The organism is Luteococcus struthionis, from assembly GCF_048595755.1.
GTDB lineage: Bacteria > Actinomycetota > Actinomycetes > Propionibacteriales > Propionibacteriaceae > Luteococcus.
Genome location: NZ_CP184360.1, coordinates 1,980,821 through 2,003,782, shown reverse-complemented (window position 1 = coordinate 2,003,782; position 22,962 = coordinate 1,980,821). Strand labels below are relative to the sequence as shown.

Annotated in this window: 20 protein-coding genes; 3 read left to right on the top strand and 17 right to left on the bottom strand. The window is 68.1% G+C overall.

The genetic code is table 11. The features are described 5' to 3' along the window. The first annotated feature begins 29 nt into the window (after positions 1-29). Positions 30-950, top strand: coding sequence for an exodeoxyribonuclease III (locus tag ACOAMO_RS09175; protein WP_420177002.1), 921 nt, complete (start codon positions 30-32; stop codon positions 948-950). Between the two features lie 90 nt (positions 951-1,040). Here the strand turns inward: ACOAMO_RS09175 and ACOAMO_RS09170 are convergent, their stop codons facing one another. Genes ACOAMO_RS09170 through ACOAMO_RS09150 form a run of 5 tightly spaced genes read right to left on the bottom strand, consistent with a single transcriptional unit; the run spans position 1,041 to position 4,961 of the window. Next, positions 1,041-2,003 carry an enoyl-CoA hydratase/isomerase family protein gene (locus ACOAMO_RS09170; RefSeq protein ID WP_420174500.1) on the bottom strand — a complete coding sequence of 321 codons (963 nt, stop codon included), beginning with the start codon at positions 2,001-2,003 and terminating at the stop codon, positions 1,041-1,043. Then, entirely contained in the window at positions 1,972-3,543 is a 1,572-nt protein-coding gene (mptB, locus tag ACOAMO_RS09165) for a polyprenol phosphomannose-dependent alpha 1,6 mannosyltransferase MptB (RefSeq protein ID WP_420174499.1), read from the bottom strand. The genes ACOAMO_RS09170 and mptB overlap by 32 nt, the downstream gene beginning before the upstream one ends. Continuing rightward, positions 3,540-3,935: a 4Fe-4S binding protein gene (locus ACOAMO_RS09160; protein ID WP_420174498.1), complete on the bottom strand. Its 396-nt coding sequence runs from the start codon at positions 3,933-3,935 to the stop codon at positions 3,540-3,542. Before ACOAMO_RS09160 ends, mptB begins: the two co-directional genes overlap by 4 nt. Continuing rightward, positions 3,932-4,531, bottom strand: coding sequence for an NADH-quinone oxidoreductase subunit C (locus tag ACOAMO_RS09155; protein ID WP_420174497.1), 600 nt, complete (start codon positions 4,529-4,531; stop codon positions 3,932-3,934). Before ACOAMO_RS09155 ends, ACOAMO_RS09160 begins: the two co-directional genes overlap by 4 nt. Next, positions 4,524-4,961 carry an NADH-quinone oxidoreductase subunit B gene (locus ACOAMO_RS09150; protein WP_420177001.1) on the bottom strand — a complete coding sequence of 146 codons (438 nt, stop codon included), beginning with the start codon at positions 4,959-4,961 and terminating at the stop codon, positions 4,524-4,526. Before ACOAMO_RS09150 ends, ACOAMO_RS09155 begins: the two co-directional genes overlap by 8 nt. 56 nt (positions 4,962-5,017) lie before the next feature. Between ACOAMO_RS09150 and ACOAMO_RS09145 the strand changes: the two genes are divergently transcribed. After that, positions 5,018-7,054 carry a 2-oxoacid:acceptor oxidoreductase subunit alpha gene (locus tag ACOAMO_RS09145; protein WP_420174496.1) on the top strand — a complete coding sequence of 679 codons (2,037 nt, stop codon included), beginning with the start codon at positions 5,018-5,020 and terminating at the stop codon, positions 7,052-7,054. Next, complete coding sequence (locus tag ACOAMO_RS09140) at positions 7,051-8,118, top strand: 2-oxoacid:ferredoxin oxidoreductase subunit beta (protein ID WP_420174495.1); 1,068 nt, start codon at positions 7,051-7,053, stop codon at positions 8,116-8,118. Before ACOAMO_RS09145 ends, ACOAMO_RS09140 begins: the two co-directional genes overlap by 4 nt. 117 nt (positions 8,119-8,235) lie before the next feature. Here the strand turns inward: ACOAMO_RS09140 and ACOAMO_RS09135 are convergent, their stop codons facing one another. The 12 genes from ACOAMO_RS09135 to nuoE all read right to left on the bottom strand — a co-directional run bounded on the left by ACOAMO_RS09135 (position 8,236) and on the right by nuoE (position 22,906). After that, positions 8,236-9,210, bottom strand: a complete 975-nt coding sequence (locus tag ACOAMO_RS09135) for a polyprenyl synthetase family protein (RefSeq protein ID WP_420174494.1) — start codon at positions 9,208-9,210, stop codon at positions 8,236-8,238. Between the two features lie 109 nt (positions 9,211-9,319). Continuing rightward, positions 9,320-10,252, bottom strand: a complete 933-nt coding sequence (locus ACOAMO_RS09130; RefSeq protein ID WP_420174493.1) for a DUF2207 family protein — start codon at positions 10,250-10,252, stop codon at positions 9,320-9,322. Between the two features lie 85 nt (positions 10,253-10,337). Beyond that, positions 10,338-11,933 carry an NADH-quinone oxidoreductase subunit NuoN gene (nuoN, locus tag ACOAMO_RS09125; protein WP_420174492.1) on the bottom strand — a complete coding sequence of 532 codons (1,596 nt, stop codon included), beginning with the start codon at positions 11,931-11,933 and terminating at the stop codon, positions 10,338-10,340. Continuing rightward, on the bottom strand, positions 11,933-13,435 hold the full coding sequence (locus ACOAMO_RS09120) for an NADH-quinone oxidoreductase subunit M (RefSeq protein ID WP_420174491.1): 1,503 nt from the start codon (positions 13,433-13,435) through the stop codon (positions 11,933-11,935). The genes nuoN and ACOAMO_RS09120 overlap by 1 nt, the downstream gene beginning before the upstream one ends. A 14-nt stretch (positions 13,436-13,449) precedes the next feature. Next, the gene (gene nuoL, locus ACOAMO_RS09115) at positions 13,450-15,315 is read right to left on the bottom strand and encodes an NADH-quinone oxidoreductase subunit L (RefSeq protein ID WP_420177000.1); all 1,866 of its coding nucleotides are present in this window, start codon (positions 15,313-15,315) and stop codon (positions 13,450-13,452) included. 52 nt (positions 15,316-15,367) lie between these two features. Beyond that, positions 15,368-15,667 (bottom strand): NADH-quinone oxidoreductase subunit NuoK, encoded by a 300-nt coding sequence (gene nuoK, locus ACOAMO_RS09110; RefSeq protein ID WP_420174490.1) that lies wholly within the window; start codon positions 15,665-15,667, stop codon positions 15,368-15,370. Continuing rightward, positions 15,664-16,476, bottom strand: coding sequence for an NADH-quinone oxidoreductase subunit J (locus ACOAMO_RS09105; RefSeq protein ID WP_420174489.1), 813 nt, complete (start codon positions 16,474-16,476; stop codon positions 15,664-15,666). Before ACOAMO_RS09105 ends, nuoK begins: the two co-directional genes overlap by 4 nt. Further along, a complete protein-coding gene (nuoI, locus tag ACOAMO_RS09100; protein WP_420174488.1) occupies positions 16,473-17,075 on the bottom strand; it encodes an NADH-quinone oxidoreductase subunit NuoI in 603 nt (200 codons plus the stop codon). Before nuoI ends, ACOAMO_RS09105 begins: the two co-directional genes overlap by 4 nt. Further along, positions 17,075-18,418, bottom strand: a complete 1,344-nt coding sequence (gene nuoH, locus ACOAMO_RS09095) for an NADH-quinone oxidoreductase subunit NuoH (protein WP_420174487.1) — start codon at positions 18,416-18,418, stop codon at positions 17,075-17,077. Before nuoH ends, nuoI begins: the two co-directional genes overlap by 1 nt. Next, positions 18,415-20,844 (bottom strand): NADH-quinone oxidoreductase subunit G, encoded by a 2,430-nt coding sequence (locus ACOAMO_RS09090; RefSeq protein WP_420174486.1) that lies wholly within the window; start codon positions 20,842-20,844, stop codon positions 18,415-18,417. The genes nuoH and ACOAMO_RS09090 overlap by 4 nt, the downstream gene beginning before the upstream one ends. Continuing rightward, the gene (nuoF, locus tag ACOAMO_RS09085) at positions 20,841-22,163 is read right to left on the bottom strand and encodes an NADH-quinone oxidoreductase subunit NuoF (protein ID WP_420174485.1); all 1,323 of its coding nucleotides are present in this window, start codon (positions 22,161-22,163) and stop codon (positions 20,841-20,843) included. The genes ACOAMO_RS09090 and nuoF overlap by 4 nt, the downstream gene beginning before the upstream one ends. Continuing rightward, a complete protein-coding gene (nuoE, locus tag ACOAMO_RS09080; RefSeq protein WP_420174484.1) occupies positions 22,160-22,906 on the bottom strand; it encodes an NADH-quinone oxidoreductase subunit NuoE in 747 nt (248 codons plus the stop codon). The genes nuoF and nuoE overlap by 4 nt, the downstream gene beginning before the upstream one ends. Positions 22,907-22,962 lie beyond the last annotated feature (56 nt).

Here is a 22,962-nt window from a genome sequence, read left to right as displayed (position 1 = left end):
CGTACCCAGCGGCTAGGCTGGCCGCCATGCTGCGCGTCGCCTCCTTCAACGTCAACGGAATCCGTGCCACCCAGAAGCGGGGCTTCGAGGAGTGGCTGGCCCAGCGCGACTGCGACGTGGTCGGGCTACAGGAGGTGCGCTGCCCCGTCCCGATGCTGCCCGACGGCGTGTTCGGCGACTACCACCTCTCCTATGACGCCGGGCAACTGGCCGGACGCAATGGAGTGGCCATCCTCACCCGGCAGGAGCCACTGGACGTTCGCAGCTGGGGCGCCGGTGCCCTGGTGCGCGCCCCCGGCGATGCCCACGTCGAGCTGCGCGAGCCAGCCGAGCGTGATGTGCTGGCCCGCGAGCTGAAGGCCTTTGCCACCGAGGGTCGCTACCTGGAGGTGGACCTGTCCGACAAGCCGCTGACCGTCGGCTGCCTCTACCTGCCCAAGGGTGGGCTGCCCGCCGAGCTCCAGGCCGCGGGAAAGAACGGACGCGACAAGCCCGACGGCGGGGCCAAGTACCAGCGCAAGATGAGCTTCCTCAAGGGATTCGCCCGGCACCTGACCCGCACCCGCCGCACCGCCGCGGCGCAGGGCCGGGAATTCCTGGTGATGGGTGACTTCAACATCGCCCACACCGAGCACGACATCAAGAACTGGAAGGGCAACCTCAAGAGCGAAGGCTTCCTGCCCGAGGAGCGCGCCTGGCTCGACGAGATCCTCTCCCCCCGCACCCTGGTGGACGTGGTGCGGCGCCTCCACCCCGACCAGGACGGCCCCTACTCGTGGTGGAGCTGGATGGGCCAGGCCTTCGTCCGCGACGCCGGGTGGCGCATCGACTACCAGTTCGCCACCCCCAAGCTGGCCAAGCTCGCCATCCAGGGCGGCACCGACCGCGCCGAGAGCTACGAGGCCCGGATGAGCGACCACGCCCCGGTCGTGGTCGACTACGACTTCTGAACCTCCACCGCTGGCCCCCTCGACAAGCTCGGGGAACGGGGGGCACAACTCGGGGAACGAGTGCACCACCCGGGAAGCGTGCGGGCCGGGTCAGCGGAACATGCGCTGCACGCAGTCGACGGGTACCTGGTCGAGGCTGACGTGGCGCCAGGTGGGATTGCGGTCCTTGTCCACCAGCTGGGCGCGCACCCCCTCGACGAAGTCCGAATCGGCCACGAAGTTGCGGGCCAGCGTCAGGTCCTGGGCCAGCACCTCGGAGACCGAGGTCATCCGTCCGGCCCGTCGCACCGCCTCCAGGGCCACACACACGCTCAGCGGTGACTTCTGGGCCAGCACCTCGGCCGTCTGCCGTGCCCGCTCCTCGGGATGTTCCTGCAGCCGCTCCAGCATCTGCGCCGCGTCGTCCCCGGCAAAGCACTCGTCGATCCACTCCCGGTCACGTTCCAGCTGGCTGGGCTCCTCGGGTACCCCGCCGGTGACCTCGTCCACCAGCTGCGCATAGCGGGCGCCGGCGGCGTCGATGGTCTGGCCGGTCATGGCCAGATAGGTGCCCGTCTCGCCCGGTGCGCTGGCCAACTGCCAGTTGATCCCGACATCAGGGAACAGGCCGATGGTGGTCTCGGGCATGGCCAGCTGCAGCGAGGGCTCGGCCACCACGTGCCGGGCGTGCAGCGCCAGGCCCAGGCCGCCACCCATCGAGATGCCGTGCACCCGCGAGGTGACCGGCTTGGGGAAGGTCGCGATCATCTGGTTGACGCCGTACTCGAGCTCGAAGAAGCCCACCGCCGCGTCCGGATCGGTGAGCACCAGCTCGCGGATCTCGCGCACGTCGGCACCGGAGCAGAAACCCCGCTCCCCCTCGCCACGAATCTCCACCTCGGTGACGGCCGGGTCCTCCCGCCAGGCGCGCAGCTGCTCGTCGAGCTGCACCATCATCGCCACGCTGAGGGCGTTGATGGCCTTGGGACGATCCAGGACGACGCGCCCCAGACCCCCGTCGCGTTCGAAGCGGACGTGCTGGTCAGTCGTGGTCTTCGGATCCTGCTCGGTCATGGTGCCTCCTGTGGCGTCGTCGCCTGCGCGCATCGGTGACTCGTTCATGGGTACGTACCTGCCATGCAAAGCCTGCCACGGCTGCCACCCCCACCGCGACGGCCGGGTTCATCGAGTCCACGGCGCTGACGCTGTTGCGCCAGGCCAGGTTGATCGCGGCATAGGAGAGCAGCACCACGGTGGTGTAGACCGCAGTGCGCACCATCCGCTTGGAGGGACGCGTCAGCGGCAGCAGCACGCCGCCCCACAGGACGTACCAGGAGTGCAGGGCCGGAGCGCACAGCGCCACCACCAGGAAGCTCCAGGCGAGGAAGGTGACCGGACGTCGACGCGCCACGGTGAGCGCATAGATGGCGATCAGCGTCACCGACAGCAGCAGGCCGGCCCCCCGCGAGATCCGCAGCAGGGCATCCCCCGACGGGTCGAGCTGGAACCAGTTGGCCACCAGCTGCGCCGCCTGCCCGACGATGGTGAAGGGAGAGAAGGTCACCACCATGCCCGGCACGTCGACGGCGTCCAGCCAGCCCCACCCCAGCCGGGTCAGGTGGGTGATGCCTGCGAAACTGCCGATGGCCAGCGCGAAGCTGACCAGCACCCGCAGCGCGGTGACCAGCACCTCACGCCAGTGCCAGCTGGCCCATGGTCGAGCGATCAGTGGCAGGGCGTAGGCGGCCATGATCGCGGGCTGTTTCACCGCGGCCGCCGCCCCGATCACGACGGCGGCGGGCAGCCACGCACCCCGCGCACGGAAGGCCAACCACACCCCCAACACCATCAGGCCCACCATGAGCGCATCGTTGTGCGCGCCACCGATGAAGTCGATGACCAGGACCGGGTTGAGGGTTGCCATCCACGCCGCGCGGGCCGGGTCCATGCGCAGGTCGACCGCGATGCGAGGCACCAACAGGCCGATCATCACCACACCGAGCAGTGCCGGCAGACGCATCGCCAGCGCCGAGAGATAGGGATCGAAGCCGGTCAGGTCGACGATCAGGTGCTGCATCTGCAGGCTCAGTGGGCCGTAGGGGGCCGGAGTTCGTCGCCACACCCAGGCCACCTGGTCGGCAAAGGCCCCCGGCAGCAGCATCACGTTGCCGTGGTAGGGGTTGATCCCGTTGTGGATCAACCACCCCTGCGCGGCATAGGAATAGGCGTCGTGGCTGAAGATCGGGGGTGCGAGCAGGAAGGGAGTGCCCCAGATGCCGAGCACCGCCCAGTGCTTGAGGTGGTGGTAGGCCACCGCCTCCCCTTCGGGCTGTGCTCCGGGGCGCATCCGGAACCAGGCGTCCACGAGCAGCGCCAGACCGGCCACCACCAGCAGGGTCCCCAGCACCCGGGCGGGAGTGCCGGTCAGGTGCAGCCAGCGCAGCATCCGCCACCACGGGGAGTTCTGCGGCAGGTAGGCGGGGGTGAGCGAGCCCAGGGTGATCAGGCCAGTGCCGTAGGCACCGCGGCGCACATTGTGCACCGCCCAGGCCCGGCGCACACTGCTCCAGTGCAGGTCGAGGTTGGCGACGGAGAAGGGGGCGACGCTGCTCACCGCAGCTGCTCGCGTCCTTGTCGCAGGCCGTCCGGGTCGGTGGCGCTGGCCACGTGGGCACCGGCCCATTCCAGGGCGTCGAAGGGGCACTGCTCCACGCAGATGCCGCAGTACATGCACAGCGACCAGTCGATCTCGAAGCGGTCCAGTACATTGCGCGAACGTTCCCGCGAACGGGCATAGCCCGAGGTGGCCGAAGCGGCGGCAGCACCACCGATCGGTGCACCGCCCTGCCCCTCGACGCGTTCGGTGTGGGAATCGATCTGGATGCACCAGGCAGGGCACTCACGGGCGCAGATCATGCAGGAGGTGCAGTTCTCCTCGATCAGGCGGATGGAGCCGTGCATCGGGGCCCGTGGTGTTTCTGGCTGGTTCGATTCTGGCTGGCTCATCGCCGCCTCCTCACGCGACCGCCGGCGACGGCCGCAGCGATCTCTTCAGCGCTGGCCGCAGCCAGCTGCGGGTCTCGGTCTCCCCAGATGCTGGGGTCGGGAACCCCTGGTGGGGCCATCTTGCGTCGACTCGGCGCCGAGGCACCCTGCCCGGGTTCCTTGGCGCCGGGCCACGGCTGGGCGGCGCGTGCCCCCAGCACGAAGTCCTTGCGCAAGGGAGCTTCGGTGCCCGGCAGTGCGGCGGCGTGGTTCAACAGCACCGCTTGGTCGCCACCGTCGAAGACGACGCCGTAGAAGTCGTGCACCTCGCGCTCGTGCCAGAGGGCCCCGGCGAACACGCCGCTGGCCGTCGGAAGGTGCGGATCGTTGCGCGGGACGCGGGTCTGCAGCCGCACCCCCCGGGCGGGTTGCTGACCGAAGTCGACCAGTCGGGCCACGACGCGCAGCTCGTCGCTGCGGCCCAGCTCATCGGCCGCACCGATCCAATCGAGGAAGGGATGGCTGTGGGCCAGCTCGGTCAACCTCTCCAGCCACTGGTCGGCCGCGACGTCGCAGACCTGGTCCTCGACGCCATGGGGAAGCTGCTGGTCAGTCACGGGACTCCTCCTGCAGGGACGCGCGTTGGCCAATTTCCTCACGCACTGCGCACACCACCTCGTGCAGGGCCCCGGGTGGCGGCGGGCAGCCCGCGATCCAGTGGTCCACCGGCACCAGCTGGTCGACCCCCTTCGTGACGCTCCACGCATCCCAGTAGGGACCCCCGGCGCAGGCACAGGCACCGAAACTGACCACTCGATCGGGCGCCAGAACCTCGATCTTACTCCTGACAAGGGGCGACAGGGCATCGGTCAGAGTTCCGGAGACGACGGCCAGCACGATGGACCCCGCGGTGGGTTCCGCCAATCGAGACGCCTCCAGCGGCACGGCGAACTCCGATTCGAGGGCGCAGCAGGCCAGCGCAAGGTCGACGACCAGCACCGAGCCGTCGCCGAACCAGTCGATGTAGTCACCGCGTTCAACACCCATCACGCCCAGAAGCCTAACGGGCTGGGGAATGAACCGGCGTTCCCCGGGGGTTAGGCTTGGGAGTCGAGTGTTGTCTTCGTTCCGGAAAGAGGCCCCTGGTGACTGGTGTACATGTACTCGAGCGAGTAGTGATCAGATTCGCGGGTGATTCCGGCGACGGCATGCAGTTGACCGGTGATCGCTTCACCCATGATTCGGCCACCATGGGCAATGACATCTCCACCCTGCCCAACTTCCCCGCCGAGATCCGTGCACCCCAGGGCACCCTGCCCGGCGTCTCCAGCTTCCAGCTGCACTTCGCCAATTTCGACATCGTCACCCCCGGTGACTGTCCCGACGTGCTGGTGGCGATGAATCCCGCCGCCCTGAAGGCCAACCTGAAGGACCTGCCCCGTGGCGGCCTGGTGCTGGTCGACACCGCCGAATTCACCAAGCGCAACCTCACCAAGGTGGGTTACGAGGCCAATCCGCTCGAGGACGGGTCGCTGACCGACTACCAGGTGGTGGCGCTCGACCTGACCGGCCTGGCCGTGGGCTCGGTGAAGGAGTTCGGGCTGGGCCGCAAGGAGTCGGCCCGCTCCAAGAACATGTTCGCGCTGGGCCTGCTGAACTGGCTCTACAGCCGCCCCACCGAGGGCACCGAGGAATTCCTGGGCGAGAAGTTCGCGAAGAAGCCCGAGATCCGCGACGCCAACATCGCCGCCTTCCGCGCCGGCTACGCCTACGGTGAGACCACCGAGGAGTTCGCGGTGCGCTACGAGGTGGCCAAGGCACCGATGAAGCCGGGCGTCTACCGCCAGATCAGTGGCAACCTGGCCACCAGCTACGGTCTGATCGTCGGCGCGGAGAAGGCCGGCCTGCAGCTCTTCCTGGGCTCCTACCCCATCACCCCGGCCTCCGACATCCTCCACGAGCTGAGCAAGCACAAGGCCGAGGGCGTCATCACCTTCCAGGCCGAGGACGAGATCGCCGGCGTCGGTGCCGCCCTGGGTGCCTCCTTCGCGGGAGCCCTCGGTGTCACCTCCACCTCCGGCCCCGGCATCGCCCTGAAGGCCGAGACGATCGGTCTGGGCGTGATGACCGAGCTGCCGCTGGTGGTCGTCGACGTGCAGCGCGCCGGGCCCTCCACGGGCATGCCCACCAAGACCGAGCAGGCCGACCTGCTGCAGGTGATGTACGGCCGCAATGGTGAGGCGCCGGTGCCGGTGCTCGCCCCGGCCACCCCCGCGGACTGCTTTGACATGGCCGTGGAGGCCGTGCGGATCGCCGTCACCTACCGCACCCCGGTGGTGCTGCTGTCCGACGGCTACCTGGCCAATGGCGCCGAGCCGTGGCGGATCCCGCAGATCGACCAGATCCCCCAGATCGACCCGAACTTTGCCACCGGCCCCAACGAGGGCGAGGACTTCCTGCCCTACAAGCGCGATCCCGAGACGTTGGCGCGCGCCTGGGCCATCCCCGGCATCCCCGGCCTGGAACACCGCATCGGCGGCATCGAGAAGGCCGACGGCACCGGCAACATCTCCTACGACCCCGCCAACCACGACAAGATGGTGCGGCTACGCCAGGCCAAGGTGGACGGCATCGTCCGCGACATCCCCGACGTGGAAGTGGACGATCCCACCGGTGACGCCAAGGTGCTGGTGCTCGGCTGGGGCTCCACCTACGGCCCCATCACCGCGGCGGTGCGGCGAGTCCGCAAGGACGGCCGCTCGGTGGCGCAGGCCCATGTGCGCCACCTCAATCCCCTGCCCGCCAACCTGGGCGAGGTGCTCAAGCGCTACGAGAAGGTGATCGTGCCCGAGATGAACCTGGGGCAGTTCGCCATGATGCTGCGCGCCAAGTACCTGGTGGACGTGCACAGCTACTCGCGTGTCTTCGGCCTGCCCATCTCGCTCAGCGAGCTCGAGGCCGACCTGATCCAGGAGATCGACGCGATCGCCGCGAACGGCACCACCCCGGTGCCCGACGCCGAGGCCCCCGTCGGGCCCGGCAGCGAGGACATGGGAGACGGGGAGCTCGCGCCCGATTCCGAGCAGGCACAGCTGCGCGCCGAGTCCGCCCGCACCAACACCATTGAGGAGCAGAAGTGACCACCACCGACGACCAGACTCCCGGCTACCGCGGGCTCGCCGGGGTGCCGCTCAGCATCGAACCGCTCAACCGCAAGGACTTCACCAGCGACCAGGAGGTGCGTTGGTGCCCGGGTTGCGGCGACTACGCGATCTTGGCCGCCTTCCAGGGCCTGATGCCGGAACTGGGCATCAAGCGGGAGAACACCGTCATCGTCTCGGGCATCGGCTGCTCGTCGCGCTTCCCCTACTACGTGGACGCCTACGGCATGCACTCCATCCACGGTCGGGCCCCCTCGATCGCCACCGGTGTGGCCGTCACCCGGCCCGACCTGGGCGTGTGGGTGGTCACCGGCGACGGCGATGCGTTGTCCATCGGCGGCAATCACCTGATCCACGCCATGCGCCGCAACGTCAACATGACGATCATGCTGTTCAACAACCGCATCTACGGCCTGACCAAGGGCCAGTACTCGCCCACCTCGGAGACCGGCAAGGTCACCAAGTCGAGCCCGCTGGGTTCACTGGACACCCCCTTCAACCCGGTCTCGCTGGCGCTGGGCGCGGAGGCAGGCTTCGTGGCCCGCACCGTCGACTCCGACCGCAAGCACCTCTCCGAGGTACTCAAGGCGGCTGCGGACTACCGTGGCACGGCGCTGGTGGAGATCTACCAGAACTGCCCGATCTTCAACGACGGAGCCTTCGAGGACCTCAAGGGCACCGGCTCCGACGAGTCGATCATCCCGCTGCGCCATGGGGAGCCGATCGTCTTCGGCGCCGACAACCACCTGGGCGTGGTGCAGAAGAGCGACGGCTCGGTCGAGATCGTCGAGGTCTCGCAGGTGGGGCTGGACAAGATCCTGGTGCACGACGAGCACCACGCCGATCCCTCGCTGGCCTTCGCGCTGAGCCGTCTCACCGACGGTGGCGTGATGCACCGCTCCCCCATCGGCGTCTTCCGCAATGTCGAGCGCCCCGCCTATGACGACCTGGCCCGGGAGCAGGTGGCGATGGCGCGGGGCGAGCGCACCGAGTCCGGCCTGCAGGCGATGGTGGACGGGCGCGACACCTGGACCATCATGTGACCCAGCCCTTCCCGTGATCCGGGCCGGGCGTCACTGAGACGTGGAAGGGGGCTCCGCACCAGTGGTGCGGAGCCCCTTTCGTCGTCCAGGTGCCGTCTTGCGGCCTCGCCAGCCGTCTCAGATGGAGCGGCTCACCAGGTCATTGCAGATCTTGGCCAGCGCCTGCTTGGCAGGGCCCTCCGGCAGCGGTGCCAGGTGGCCCAGGGCCAGATCGGCATGGCGCTGCACCTCGGCACGGGCCTGCTCGATCACCGGGTGGGCGCGCAGCTGCTCCAGCGTCTCGGCCAGCACATCGTCGGAGCTGAGGTCCGAGGCGATCATCGTCTTGAGCTGTTCGTCGGCCGGATCCGTGGAGGCCTTCAGCAGCAGCGTGGGCAGCGTGGGGATCCCCTCGCGCAGGTCGGTGCCGGGGGTCTTGCCGGTCTCGTCGCTGGTGATGTCGATGATGTCGTCGCTGAGCTGGAAGACCACGCCGATCTCCTCGCCGAAGGCGTCCAGCGCTGCCAGGTATTCCTGGGGGGCGCCGGCCACCATGCCGCCGAAGACCGCGGAGGTGGCGATCAGCGAACCGGTCTTGTCGGAGACCACCTGCAGGTAGTGCGCCAGCGGATCCTCCTCGGCGCTGGGGCCACGTGTCTCGGCGATCTGGCCCTGGACCAGACGGGCGAAGGTCTCGGCCTGCAGCCGCACGTAGTCGGTGCCCAGGTCTGCCACGGTGGTGGAGGCCCGCGCGAACAGGTAGTCGCCCACCAGGATGGCGATCGAGTTGTCCCAGCGACGATTGGCGCTGGGGGCACCGCGACGCATGTCGGCATCGTCCATGACGTCGTCGTGGTACAGGCTGGCGACATGGGTGAGCTCCACCACCAGGGCGGCCCGCACCAGGTCTTCCTCGCTGACCTGCTCACCGAAGCAGGAGCCCAGGATCACCAGCAGCGGCCGGAAGCGCTTGCCGCCGGCATTGATGATGTGACGCGCCGCCTCGGTGACGAAGGGGCTGTCGGCCACGGCGGCCTTGACCAGTTCTTCCTCGATGACGGCCAATCGACCAGTCACCGAGGCCTCGAAGGCCTCGTCCACGACGTGGGTCACGGTTCTCCTCATTTCCTGCGGGCGGGGTCCATGCAGACCGTACCCAGCCTAGTGCTTGCCCCGCCCCGCCCCCAACTTCCCGCGCCCGGATTCGGGGCGGCAGGATGCCTCAGAAGTCGAACAGGTCGAACAGGTCGAATCCATCGAGGAAGTCGCCCAGTCCTTCAAAGGCCTCACCGATCCCACCCAGAGCGGCGCCCAGGTCGAGCAGGCCGCCCACCTCGCAGGCGAGATCCACCACCTCGACCCCCGCACCGGCCAGGTCCACCAGACCGCCCAGCAGTTCCCAGGCCACCGGATCGCTGGCGACCTCCGCGGCAACGGCGGCCGGGTCGAGCACCTGCTCACGGCGCACCACCTCGGCGATCACGCCGGCCCACCGGTCCGCGATTCCGAAGACCATGGCGTAGGGCAGGTAGCGACTGAACTGGTCTGCGGCCTCCTCGAAGCGGATCTGGCTGGCCTCGGCCGTACGGAGATAGTGGCGAAAGCCCATCGTCTGGATCCGCACCGCGGTCCCACCGGCGGTTCGCGGCACCCTCCCCCGCACCAGCCGGGCGAGGCGACCGCGGCGCGGGTCACGGGAATACCAGCCCTGGTGCACCACCTCGCGGTAGAGCTCGTCGCGACAGCCCCGCAGCGGGCGGCCCAGCGTGGACTTGGCCTGGCTGAGCAGGACCGTCTCGACCTGCCCGGGGAACAGTCCCTGCAGCAACAGGACCTCGGCCGGTGCCAACTCGGCGGCAATGATGGGACGCAGCAGGCTCAGCTGCCAGTCGTCGCCCTGCTTCTTCAGGGTGAACCAACCCCGCAGGCTCAGGTCGATCATCATCGCGGCCAGATCACGCGCATCCACCACACCGTCGATCACCGTGCCGGCCAGGGCGGGAGCCACGTCCTTGGGCGGCTGGAACTGCACCGCCACCTCGCCGCGCCACTCATGGCCGCCCCGCACGTTGCCGACGGCCACCGGCTGGCCCTCGGCGGGAAACTGGCCGGGAAGTACCCCCACGAACTGCTCGTCGCGACCACGAAAGATCATGCACCCCTTCATACACCGTGCCGGGTCAGGCACGACGACGGCCCGCCCTCCCGAGGGGAGGACGGGCCGTCAGGCTCTGGAAGGCTCAGCGCAGGAAGATGGAGGCCTGCTCCGCCAGGTCCAGCAGGGGCGTGCTCCACACGCCCAGCAGCACGGTGCCGATGGCACCGACGGCCACCACGAGCCAGCTCATCCAGGAGGCGTCCACCACCTCGACCTCGTCGTCGACGGGATCGCGGAAGAACATCACCACCATCATGCGGATGTAGAAGAAGGCTGCCACCAGGCTGCACAGGATGGCCAGGGCCACCAGCCAGGCGTAACCGCCCTTCCAGGCCGAGGTGAAGACCACGAGCTTGCCGACGAAACCGGCCGTCGGCGGGATGCCCGCAAAGCTCAGCAGGAAGAGCCCCATCAGGATGCCCAGGGCCGGCTTGCGGCGACCCACGCCCTGCCAGGAGGCCAGACCGGTCGCCTCGCCACCGGCCTTGCGCACCATCGGGATCAGCGCGAAGGCACCCAGCGTCGCCAGGCCGTAGGCGGCCAGGTAGAACAGCACGGAGGCGGTGGAACCGATACCGCCGGCGGGCAGACCACTGACCGCGGTGCTGGCGCCCACGATGGCCACCAGGATGAAGCCCGCATGGGCGATCGAGGAGTAGGCCAGCATGCGCTTCACGTCGGTCTGGCTCAGACCGATCAGGGCGCCGATCACCATGGTGACGGCGGCGATGACGGCCAGCAGCGGCTGCCAGTCCCACCGGGCAGCACCGAGTGCCACGTAGAAGACGCGCATCAGGGCGATCACGGCCGCGAACTTGGTGCAGATGGCCATGAAACCGGTGACCGGAGTGGGCGAACCGTTGTAGACGTCGGGCGTCCACGAGTGGAAGGGAACCGCGCCCACCTTGAACAGCAGGCCGACGGCCACCATGCCCATGCCGGCCAGCAGCAGGCCGCGGCCCTGGCTGCCGGCCGAGACGGCCAGGTCGATGCCCCGCAGCTGGAAGGAGCCCGAGAAGCCGTAGAGCAGGGCCACGCCGTACAGGAAGATCGCGCTGGACAGCGAGCCCAGCAGGAAGTACTTCAGCGCGGCCTCCTGGCTCAGCATCCGGCGACGACGCGCCAGACCGGCCAGCAGGTACAGCGGCAGGGAGAAGATCTCCAGCGCCACGAACATCACGATCAGGTCATTGGCCGAGGCGAACAGCATCATGCCGAACAGGCTGAGCACCAGCAGCGGGAAGACCTCGGTGTGCTCGGCACGGGCGGCGGTGGCCTCACGCTCCAGCGGGGAGCCCGGCACCGCCGAGCCCATGGGCGTGAACTGCGACTGGCCGCCGGAGAGCTTGCGTTCGGCGAAGAGCAGCGCGGCCAGCAGCCCGAAGACCAGCAGGCAGGCCCAGGTGAAGTAGGTGGGGCCGTCGAAGGCGATGCTGCCCACGGCACCGATCTGCTTGCCACCGACCATCCAGTTGCGAATGGTCAGCGCCAGGGCGGTCACCAGGGTGATGGTGGTGACGATCAGCTGGGCCCCGTAGCGGGGGCCTCGCTTGCTGGTCGACTCCACGCCGATGCCGAGGCCGGCACCCACCAGCACCACGATCAGCGGCGCCAGCAGGCGGTATTCCAGCTGCGGGTACGGAATCTCCATCGGGACCATGACGTCGAGGGGAATCATCACTTGGCTCCCTTCACGACAGGTGCCGGATCGGTCATGCCAACTTGGGCCATGGTGTCCTTCACGGTGTTCTCGGTGACCTGCAGCATCGGGGTGGGCAGGAAGCCCAGCCCCAGCAGCAGCGCGATGAGCGGGGCCATGACGGCCTTCTCACGCAGGTTCAGGTCGTTGTTGGTGAAGTGCTCGTCGGCCTGTTCGGTGACCGGTCCGGTCATCGTGCGCTGGTAGGCCAGCAGGATGTACAGGGCGGCGAGCACGGTGCCCACGGCGGAGACGGCGGTCAGCACCGGGTGGCGCTGCCAGGCACCGGCCATGACCATCCACTCGCTGATGAAGCTCGACATGCCGGGCAGGGCCAGGGCCGACAGGCCCGAGACCAGGAAGAGGCCGGCAGCCACCGGGGCCACCTTCTGCACACCGCCGAAGTCGGCGATGTCGGCCGAGCCGCGACGACGGATCAGGAAGCCCACCACGAGGAAGAGCGCTGCGGTGGAGAAACCGTGGTTCAGCATGTAGAAGATCGTGCCGTTCATCGACTGGGTGGTGAAGGCGAAGATGCCCAGCACCATGAAGCCGAAGTGGCTGATCGAGGTGTAGCTGACCAGACGCAGCAGGTGGCGCGAGCCGATCGCCATCAGGGCGCCGTAGAAGATCGAGACGACGGCGAGCCCGAGCACCACCGGGGTGGCCCACTTGCTGGCCTCGGGGAAGATCTCCAGGCAGAAGCGGATCATGCCGAAGGTGCCGATCTTGTCGAGGATGCCCACCAGCAGCGTCGAGGAGCCCGGCGTGGCCTGTTCGGCGGTGTCGGGCAGCCACGTGTGCACGGGCACCATCGGGGCCTTGATCGCGAAGGCGATGAAGAAGCCCAGCCACAGCCAACGACCGACATTGCCGTCGATGTTGAGGGCGGCCAGGTCGTCGATCAGGAAGCTCGGATTGTCCGAGGCTGCGGTGTGGGCCCCCAGCCCGATGATGCTGACGAGCATCACCAGACCGCCGGCCAGCGAGTACAGCAGGAACTTCAACGCAGCCTGGGCGCGGCGCGGGCCGCCCCAGCCGCCGATCAAGAAGTACATCGGGATCAGCGTGGCTTCGAAGAAGATGTAAAACAGCAGCGCGTCGGTGGCCATGAAGACGAACAGGGCCAAGCCCTCGAGCATCAGGGCCAGCGCGAAGAAGGTGCTGGCGCTCCAGGTGCCGGGCTGCTCGTCGACGTCCCACTCGGCGAGCAGGACGATCGGGACCAGGACCACGGTGAGCAGGACCATGGCCTTGGCCATGCCGTCCAGCCCCAGCGCGTAGTGGGCTCCGATCGAGGAGATCCACAGGTGGTTCTCGGCCAGGTCACTGCTGCTGAAGAAGGCCACCAGGCCCAGCGCCAGGGTCACCAGGCTGATGCCCAGCCCCAGCACGCGGCCCGCGGCTCCCTTCACGAAGAACAGGACCAGTCCACCGATCAGTGGCACCAGGGCCAGCGCGGTGAGCAAGGGGAAAGTCATTGTTTCTCCTCCCCTCAGGCCAGCTGGCCGAGGATCAGTGCAAGCCCGACCAGGACCGCACCGGCGACCATGGTGAGGGCATAGCTGCGGACGAAGCCGTTCTGCAGCTTGCGGACGAGTGTGGACATGCCGCCCAGGGCGGTGGCGGTACCCATCACGGCGCCGTCGACCACGTGGCGATCGGCGTGATCGAGCACGCCCACCAGCTTCTGGCCCGGGCGCATGAAGACGGCCTCGTTGAAGGCGTCGCCGTACAGGTCATTGCGGCCCGCGATGGCGAACACGTTGTCGGTGGCCGGCTGGTAGGACGGGATGTCCTTGCGGAAGAAGAACCAGCCCAGGAAGACACCCAGCGCGACGGTGGCCATGGTGAGCCAGCCGATCGGCGTGATGTGCAGCAGCTGCATCTCGTGCACCTCGGCGCCGGTGGCCGGGGCCAGCCATTCGCCGATCCAGTTGTTCATCACCGCACCGGCGACGATCGACAGGATGGCCAGCACCACCAGCGGGATGGTCATGGTGGCCGGGGACTCGTGCGGGTGGACACCCTTGAGCCAGCGCTTGTCGCCGAAGAAGGTCATCATCATCAGACGGGTCATGTAGAAGGCCGTGACCAGCGCGCCGATCAACGCGAGGCTGCCGAAGACCGGGGACTTCTCGAAGGCGGCCTCGATGATGTGGTCCTTGGAGTAGAAGCCCGAGGTGAACGGGAAGCCGATGATGGCCAGGTAGCCCATCGCGAAGGTGAGGAAGGTGATGGGCATCGCCTTGCGCAGCGCACCGAAGTGGCGCATGTCCACGTCGTCGTCCATCCCGTGCATCACCGAACCGGCACCCAGGAACATGTTGGCCTTGAAGAAGCCGTGGGTGACCAGGTGGAAGATGGCGAAGGCCGCACCGATCGGGCCCAGGCCCGCCGCCAGCATCATGTAGCCGATCTGGCTCATGGTGGAGCCGGCCAGCACCTTCTTGATGTCGTCCTTGCTGGTACCGATCCAGGCACCGAAGAGCAGGGTCACGGTACCGACGACGGCCACGGCCAGCTGGGCGGTGGGGGTCTGCTCGTAGATGTGGTGGCTGCGGATCACCAGGTAGACACCGGCGGTGACCATGGTGGCGGCGTGGATCAGGGCCGAGACCGGGGTCGGGCCCTCCATGGCGTCGAGCAGCCAGGACTGCAGCGGGACCTGTGCCGACTTGCCGCAGGCGGCCAGCAGCAGGAACAGACCCAGCAGCGTCGCCCAGGTGGACGACAGGCCGGCGGCATTGCGGTTCACGTCGACGAAGGCGGTGCTGCCGAACTGGGCCAGCATGGTGAACAGGGCCATCATCAGACCGAGGTCACCGACGCGGTTCACGACGAAGGCCTTCTTGCCGGCCACCGCCGCCGAGGTGCGGTGCTGCCAGAAGGAGATCAGCAGGTAGGACGCGAGACCCACGCCCTCCCAGCCGAAGAAGGTGATCAGGTAGTTGTCGCCCAGCACCAGCACCAGCATCGCGGCGATGAACAGGTTCAGGTAGGCGAAGAAGCGACGACGACGCTCGTCGTGAGCCATGTAGCCGATTGAGTAGATGTGGATCAGCGAACCCACACCGGTGATCAGCAGCACGAACAGGATGGAGAGCTGGTCGACCAGCAGGCCGACGTTGATCTTCCAGTTGCCCGACTCGAGCAGGGTCCACAGCTGGTGCGAGACGGCGCGGTTGGCCTCGTCGGCCAGCATCATCTCGGCGAACAGGCAGGCGCCGATGGAGAAGGAGTAGAGCGCTGCCGCCGTGGCGAGCAGGTGGCCCCACTTGTCGGTGGCCCGGCCGGCCAGCAGCAGGAAGGCTGCCACCGCGGCGGGCACCGCGATCATCGTCCACGCGAAGCGGAACATTCCGCTCGCGGCGACGGGAGTGACGATTTCGAGAAGATTCACCGATGCCCCCTCAGAACTTCAGCAGGTTTGCGTCGTCGACCGAGGTCGAGCGTCGGCTGCGGAAAATGGTCACGATGATCGCCAACCCCACCACCACTTCGGCCGCGGCCACCACCATCACGAAGAAGGTGGCCACCTGACCGTTCAGGTTTCCGTGCATGTGGGAGAAGTTGACCATCGCCAGGCACGCCGAGTTGAGCATGAGCTCGATCGACATGAAGGCCACCAGCGCGTTGCGGCGCAGCAGGAAGCCCAGGATGCCAAGGCTGAACAGGATGGCGCTCAGCACCAGGTAGTAGCTCGGGTTCATTCCCGTCCCTCCTCGGCCTTGACCGACTCGATGGCAGCGAAGGTGTGCTGCGCCGGCGACGCGAGCTCGTCGGGATTGGCGACCACGCCGCGATCGCGCATGGCCTCCACGATCGAGTTCTCGGCGATGCTGCCGTCGGGCAGCAGCGCCGGCGACTGCACGGCATTGCTGGTGGCGTAGACGCCGGGGTTGGGCAGCGGGCCGGGGTGCTTGCCGTCGGTGGCGTAGTTGCGCATGCGGGCCTTGAGCTGGCCGGCCTGGCGCACCTTCGGGCGCAGCTGCTCACCGTGGGCGAGCACCATGGCGGCGACGGCCGCGGTGATCAGCAGGGCGCTGGTGGCCTCGAACAGCACGATGTAGTCGCTGAAGATCAGCGCGGCCAGACCGGGCACATTGCCGCCGAACTCGGCGGTGGCGTCCTCCAGGCCCCGCGGGGCACCGACGATGCCCTTGCCGATCGCGCTGATGAGCAGGATGGCGAAGCCAAGCGCGGCCAGCACCGAGGCGACGCGGTGACCACGGATGGTCTCCATCATCGAGTCGGTGGTGGACACGCCCACCAGCATCAGCACGAACAGGAAGAGCATCAGGATGGCGCCGGTGTAGACGATGATCTGCACCACGAACAGGAAGGGCGCATCCAGCGAGGCGTAGAGCCCGGCCAGCGCGATCATCATGCCGGCCAGCGAGAGCGCGGAGTGCACCGGCTTGCGGAACAGCACCATGCCCAGCGCGCCGAGCACCGCCACGGGGGCGAGCACCCAGAAGGCGACCGCCTGTGCGGTCACGAGTGGGACGAGGCTTGTCATTGGGTCACTCCCCCATGGGTGGTCGAATCCTGGTTGGTCACCCGGGTGGCGCTGGTGGCGCCGCTGGGGGCCGTGCGCACGTCGGGCTGACCGGTGGCCGGCAAGCCCAGGAAGTAGTCCTTCTCGTCGTCACCGAGGCGACGCGGGTGGGGCGGCTGCTCCATGCCGGTCAGCAGCGGCGCCAGCAGACGGTCCTTCTCGTAGATCAGCACCTCGCGCGAGCGGTCGGCGAGCTTGAACTCATTGGTCATCGTGAGTGCCCGGGTGGGGCAGGCCTCGATGCACATGCCGCAGAAGATGCAGCGCAGGTAGTTGATCTGGTAGACGCGGCCGTAGCGCTCACCGGGGCTGTAGCGCTCGTCCTCGGTGTTGTCACCGGCCTCGACGTAGATGGCGTCGGCCGGGCAGGCCCACGCGCAGAGCTCGCAGCCCACGCACTTCTCCAGGCCGTCGGGCCAGCGGTTGAGCTGGTGACGCCCGTGGAAGCGGGGTGCGAAGACCTTCTCCTTGCCCTTCTGCGGGTAGCCCTGGGTGAAGGTCTTGCGGAACATGGTGCGGAAAGTGATGCCGAAACCGGCCCACTGGTCAAGGAGACCCATCAGGCGTCAACTCCGTTCTTGATCGGGTCGAGGTCGTCGTCAACGGCGACGCGCTGCGCGCTCACGACGCGGGTGGTGCCCGGCACTTCCTGCCCGGGCAGCGGCGGTACGGGGTAGCCACCGGCGAAGGCGTCGAACTCGTCGTCGATCTGCTCCACCTCTTCCTCCGCCTTGCCGCCCAGGAAGAGCCAGGCGATCAGGGCCAGCGCAACCGCACCCATCATCAGGGCCAGCACGGTGCGAGCCGTGCCGGTGGCGCCGGTGGTGGCGCGCATCAGGGTGACGCAGACGATCCACAGCAGGCTGATGGGGATCAGGCGCTTCCAGCCGATGCCCATGAACTGGTCGTAGCGGAAACGCGGCAGCGAACCACGGCACCAGATGAGGCAGAAGATCATCACCTGGGTCTTCAGGAAGAACCAGAGCAGACCCCACCAGCCCTGGTCGATGCCCTCGATCATGTTGAAGGGGAAGGGGGCGCGGTAGCCGCCGAAGAAGAGCGTCACCGCCAGGGCCGACAGGGTGGCCATGTGGATGAACTCGGCCAGGTAGTAGGTGCCGTACTGGAAGCCGGTGTACTCGGTGGAGTAACCGGAGACCAGCTCCTGCTCACACTCCGACAGGTCGAAGGGCGGGGTGTTGGACTCGGCCAGGATCGAGATGAAGTAGATGCAGAAGGCCGGGAAGAGCGCCACGGCATACCAGCTGGGCACCGGGATCTCGGCTCCGAAGAAGTTCCAGTGCTGGGCCTGGGCCTCGACGATCTGCGAGGTGGACATCGTGCCGGACAGGATGAAGACCGAGACCAGCGACAGGCCCATCGCGACCTCGTAGGAGATCATCTGGGCGCTGGCGCGCAGGCCGCCCAGCAGCGAGTAGGAGTTGTCGGAGCTCCAGCCCGCGAAGACCAGGCCGTAGACCGCCAGCGAGCCGGTGGCCAGGGTGAACAGCACCGCCACGGGCATGTCGGTCACCTGCAGGCGGGTGGTGTGGCCGAACATGTTGACCTCACCGGCCAGCGGGATGACCGCCCACGGGGCGAAGGCGCAGATGCCGGCGATCACCGGGGCGAGCGAGAAGACCACCTTGTCGGTGTCCTTCGGGATGAAGGTCTCCTTGAACAGCAGCTTCATGCCGTCGCCGATGGCCTGGCCCATGCCGTTGATGAAGGCCGTGTTCATGATCGGGCCCTTGCGGTTCTGCATCTTGCCCAGGATGCGACGCATGAACCACACGTTGAACAGGCACCACAGCAGCTGGAGCATGAAGACCCCAAGCACCTTGATCAGCGTGATCCACCAGACGTCAGGCCCGAAGATCGACGAAGCGTTGAGTGGCGTCATGCCACACCTCCAACCATTGAGGAGCGAACTGCGGTGGCTTCGAGGCTGACCCGCTCGCCGTGAAGGGCGTTCAGGGCCTCATGCGTGGCCGGGGCCGAGTTGGCCGGCAGCCACACGACGTCGTCGACCATCTCGGTCTCGACCACGACGGGCAGCTCGACGCTGCCCTTGGCGCTGCGCACCACGACCCGCCCGCCGGGCACCAGCCCATGGGCCGAGGCGGTGGCACCGGAGACCCGGGCGACCGCCACGGGTGCGGTGTCGGTGAGGTGCTCGGCTCCGTCGAGGCCCGCGGCGGCATCCAGCAGCAGGCGCCAGGTGTCCAGCAGGACGCCCTGGGGTGCCCCCGCCGGGGAGGTCTGGGTCATGGCGGCACGTCCGCCCTCCCAGTCACCCAGCTCGGTGAGCTCCGCGGCGGCCTGGCTGGCGGTGCGCACCCCCAGGTCGGATCCCATGGCGTCGGCCAGGGCGGCCAGCACACGGATCTCGGTCATCGGGGCCTGATTCTGCCGGTTCACCACGGCGACCGGGCGCACCCGGTGCTCCCAGTTGGTGAAGCTGCCGGCCTGCTCCTCGATGAGGGCGACGGGGAAGACCACGTCGGCACGCTCGGCCACCTCGGAGAGACGCTGTTCCAGGCTGACCACGAACTCGGCCTGCTCCAGGGCGGCGCGAGCCTGCCCCGGGTCCGCCAGGTCTGCCAGCTGCACGCCCGAGACCACCAGGGCCTTGAGGCTGCCGTTGCCGGCGGCGGCGACCATCTGGTCGGTGGAAAGCCCCGCCTGGCTGGGCAGGTGCTCCACGCCCCAGGCGGCCTGGATGTCGACGCGCGCGGTGGCGTCGTCAACCGGACGACCGCCCGGCAGCAGGTTGGGCAGGCAACCCGCGTCGATGGCACCCATGTCGCCGGCGCGGCGCGGGATCCACGCCAGTCGGGCACCGGTGTCGTCGCACAGCCGGGTGACCGCACCCAGGGTGCCGGCCGACAGCGCAGCGCGCTCCCCCACCAGGACGATGGTGTCGGCGTCGAGTTCCACCTGCGAACCCAGCTGCTCGACGGCCTGCTGCTCCAGCCCGGGAAGGGCCGGGACCAGACGGGCACCCAGCTTGCGGGATCCGTTGGACAGGTGGGTGCCCACGCTCAGCACCTCGAGCTTGCCCTTGCGGCTTGCCTTGCGCAGTCGCAGGAAGACGATCGGGCTCTCGTCCTCGGGCTCGAAGCCCACCAGGACGACCCGCTTGGCATTCTCCAGGTCTGCATAGGTGACCGACTCCTCCAGCGTCCGGCCGGCGACGCGCGCGGCCAGGAAGCTGGCCTCCTCGTCGCTGTGCGGGCGGCTGCGGAAGTCGATGTTGTTGGTGCCCAGCACCGCACGGGCGAAGCGTCCGTAGGCGTAGGCGGTCTCGGTGAGCAGGCGGCCACCGGTGAGCACGCCCACCTGCTGCCCGGCTGCCCGCAGGCCGGCCACGGCGGCGTCGATCGCCTCGTGCCAGCTGGCGGGCTCCAGCACGCCATTGCGACGCACCAGCGGGGTGGTCACCCGGTCTTCGCCGCGGGTGGACAGGAAGCCGAAGCGACCGCGGTCGCAGTTCCACTCCTCGTTGACCTGCGGATCCAGCCCGGCCAGACGACGACGCACCGTGTAGTGACGGTGGTCGCTGCGCAGCTCACAGCCCGAGGCGCAGTGCTCGCACGAGGTGGTGGTGCTCACCAGGTCGAAGGGGCGGCTCTGGAAGCGGTAGTCGGAGCTGGTGAGCGCGCCCACCGGGCAGATCTGGATGACATTGCCGCTGAAGTAGGAGTCGTAGGCGTGTTCACCGTCGGTGTTGATCTGGCTGAAGGCGCCCCGCTCCTGCAGGTTGATGAAGGGGTCACCCGAGATCTGCGAGCTGAAGCGCGTGCAGCGCTGGCACAGCACGCAGCGCTCGCGGTCGAGCAGCACCAGCTTGGAGATGTTGATCGGCTTGGCGAAGGTGCGCTTGGCGCCCTCGTAGCGGCTCTCACCGCGGCCGTGGCTCATCGCCTGGTTCTGCAGCGGGCACTCGCCGCCCTTGTCACAGATCGGGCAGTCGAGCGGGTGGTTGATCAGCAGGAATTCGAGCATGCCCTCCTGCGCCTTGGCCACCACCTCGCTGGTGGCGGCCGTGTTGACCTTCATGCCGGGCATCACCGTGGTGGTGCACGCGGCCGAGGGCTTCATCGGGCGGCCATTGCCACCGTCGGGGATGTCGACCATGCACTGGCGGCAGGCGCCGGCCGGGTCGAGCAGCGGATGGTCGCAGAAGCGCGGGATCTCGATGCCCACCTGCTCGGCGGCGCGGATGATCAGCGTCCCCTTGGGGGCGCTCATCTCGATGCCGTCAATGGTGAAGCTGACCTCTTCGGGCTTGGCGACCGGTGCGGTCTTGTTGGTGTCGACGCTCATGCGTGGGCTCCCGCCTTGTTCGGATCGGCGAAAAGGGCGCTCTTCTCATAGGGGAACAGTTCCCAGGCCGGCGTGTGGTAGCCGGCCTCGAACTCGCTCCGGAAGTGCTTGATGGCGCTCTGCACGCAGGCCACGGCGCCATCGGCGAGCGTGCAGAAGGACTTCATCGACATGTTGTCGGTGACGTCCAGCAGCTTCTCGATGTCGCCCTCCTGGGCAGTGCCCTGCTCGAAGTTGCGCAGCGTCTGCACCAGCCACCAGTTGCCCTCGCGGCAGGGGGTGCACTTGCCACACGACTCGTGCTTGTAGAACTCCACCCAGCGCAGCGTCGAGCGCACCACCGAGGTGGTCTCGTCGAAGCACTGCAGCGCCTTGGTGCCCAGCATCGAGCCGGCTGCCGAGACGGCCTCGTAGTCCAGCGGGGTGTCCAGCTGGTCGGCGGTGAAGATCGGGGTGGAGGAACCACCCGGGGTGAAGAACTTGAGTTCGTGGCCCTCCCGAATGCCGCCGCTGAGTTCCAGCAGCTGGCGCAACGTGACGCCCATCGGGGCCTCGTACTGGCCGGGGTGCTTCACATGACCGGAGACCGAGTACAGCGTGAAACCGTTGCTCTTCTCGGTGCCCATGTGGGCGAACCAGTTCTTGCCGTGCTCGACGATGCTGGGCACCGAGGCGATGGACTCCACATTGTTGACCACGGTGGGCGAGGCGTACAGGCCCGCGACCGCCGGGAAGGGCGGGCGCAGACGAGGCTGGCCGCGGCGTCCCTCGAGCGAGTCGAGCAGCGCGGTCTCCTCGCCACAGATGTAGGCGCCCGCACCGGCGTGGACGATGATGTCCAGGTCGAAGCCGGTGCCCAGGATGTTCTTGCCCGCATAGCCGGCCGAGTAGGCCTCGCGCACGGCCTGCTGGACGCGACGGATCACGTGCAGCACCTCACCGCGGATGTAGATGAAGGCGGTGTGGCAACCGATGGCATAGGAGCTGATGATCACGCCCTCCACCAGGGTGTGGGGGCTGGCCATCATCAGGGGCATGTCCTTGCAGGTGCCCGGCTCCGACTCGTCGCCGTTGACGACGAGGTACTTCGGGTTCGGATTGTCCTGCGGCACGAAGGACCACTTGAGGCCGGTGGGGAAGCCGGCGCCACCGCGACCGCGCAGGCCGGCGTCCTTGACCTCGTTCATCACGTCGGCGGGCTGCATCTTGAGCGCCTTGCGCAGCGCTTCGTAGCCGCCCTGTCGTTCGTAGTTGCTGATCTTCCACGACCGGTCATCCGCCCAGTTCTTGCTCAGGACGGGGGTGAGGGTGTCGGTCACTTCGCCTCCTCCTGGGTGGGGGCCGGGATGTCGGCCGCATTCGGGGCAGTCCAACCCTGTTCCTGGGCGATCCGGGTGCCGCGCAGCGAGGCCTCGCCGCCGGAGGGGCCCTCGTCGGCACGGCCGTCGGGGAAGCCGGCGAGCACGCGCTCGGCCTCCTTCCAGCTGGTGATGGTGGCGCCGCGCGGCGAGGCGACCTCGCCGCCCGAGAACAGCGCATCCACCAGCTCGTCGGCCTTCTGGGGGGTCATGTTGTCGAAGAACTCCCAGTTGACCATCATCACCGGGGCGTAGTCGCAGGCCGCATTGCACTCCAGGCGCTCCAGCGAGAACTTGCCGTCCGCGGTGGTCTGGCCCTCCGTGATGCCGAGCTTCTTCTCCATGCAGCTCAGCAGGATGTCGCCACCCAGCACCGCGCAGGTGGTGGTGGTGCACACCCCGATGTGGTGTTCCCCGGCGGGGCGACGCTTGTACATGGTGTAGAAGGTGGCCACACCGGTGATCTGCGCCTCGGTCTGGCCCAGCAGCTCGGCGATCGTGCGGATGCCGGCCGGCGAGACGCGCCCGTCGACCGACTGCACCAGGTGCAGCATCGGCAGCACGGCCGAGTGCGACTGCGGGTAGCGGGCCGCGATGGCGCGCAATTCCTCGATCGTCTGCTCGGTGATGTTGGTCGACTGGTCGTCGAAGTCGACGCCGCTGTCGGCGTCAGAGAAGTGCGACTGGAATTCGTGGCCGCTCATGCGTGGTTCTCCTTGATGTGTCCGCTCACGAGCGCAGCTCCGAGCCTGCTCGGAGC

What these genes read in the sequence shown, in the direction of transcription:
- ACOAMO_RS09170 (WP_420174500.1), bottom strand. Translation starts at nt 2,003, where the DNA reads ATGACCGAGCAGGATCCGAAGACCACGACTGACCAGCACGTCCGCTTC.
- ACOAMO_RS09160 (WP_420174498.1), bottom strand. Translation starts at nt 3,935, where the DNA reads ATGAGCCAGCCAGAATCGAACCAGCCAGAAACACCACGGGCCCCGATG.
- ACOAMO_RS09150 (WP_420177001.1), bottom strand. Translation starts at nt 4,961, where the DNA reads ATGGGTGTTGAACGCGGTGACTACATCGACTGGTTCGGCGACGGCTCG.
- ACOAMO_RS09130 (WP_420174493.1), bottom strand. Translation starts at nt 10,252, where the DNA reads ATGATCTTTCGTGGTCGCGACGAGCAGTTCGTGGGGGTACTTCCCGGC.
- nuoN (WP_420174492.1), bottom strand. Translation starts at nt 11,933, where the DNA reads ATGATTCCCCTCGACGTCATGGTCCCGATGGAGATTCCGTACCCGCAG.
- ACOAMO_RS09120 (WP_420174491.1), bottom strand. Translation starts at nt 13,435, where the DNA reads ATGACTTTCCCCTTGCTCACCGCGCTGGCCCTGGTGCCACTGATCGGT.
- nuoL (WP_420177000.1), bottom strand. Translation starts at nt 15,315, where the DNA reads ATGTTCCGCTTCGCGTGGACGATGATCGCGGTGCCCGCCGCGGTGGCA.
- nuoK (WP_420174490.1), bottom strand. Translation starts at nt 15,667, where the DNA reads ATGAACCCGAGCTACTACCTGGTGCTGAGCGCCATCCTGTTCAGCCTT.
- ACOAMO_RS09105 (WP_420174489.1), bottom strand. Translation starts at nt 16,476, where the DNA reads ATGACAAGCCTCGTCCCACTCGTGACCGCACAGGCGGTCGCCTTCTGG.
- nuoI (WP_420174488.1), bottom strand. Translation starts at nt 17,075, where the DNA reads ATGGGTCTCCTTGACCAGTGGGCCGGTTTCGGCATCACTTTCCGCACC.
- nuoH (WP_420174487.1), bottom strand. Translation starts at nt 18,418, where the DNA reads ATGACGCCACTCAACGCTTCGTCGATCTTCGGGCCTGACGTCTGGTGG.
- ACOAMO_RS09090 (WP_420174486.1), bottom strand. Translation starts at nt 20,844, where the DNA reads ATGAGCGTCGACACCAACAAGACCGCACCGGTCGCCAAGCCCGAAGAG.
- nuoE (WP_420174484.1), bottom strand. Translation starts at nt 22,906, where the DNA reads ATGAGCGGCCACGAATTCCAGTCGCACTTCTCTGACGCCGACAGCGGC.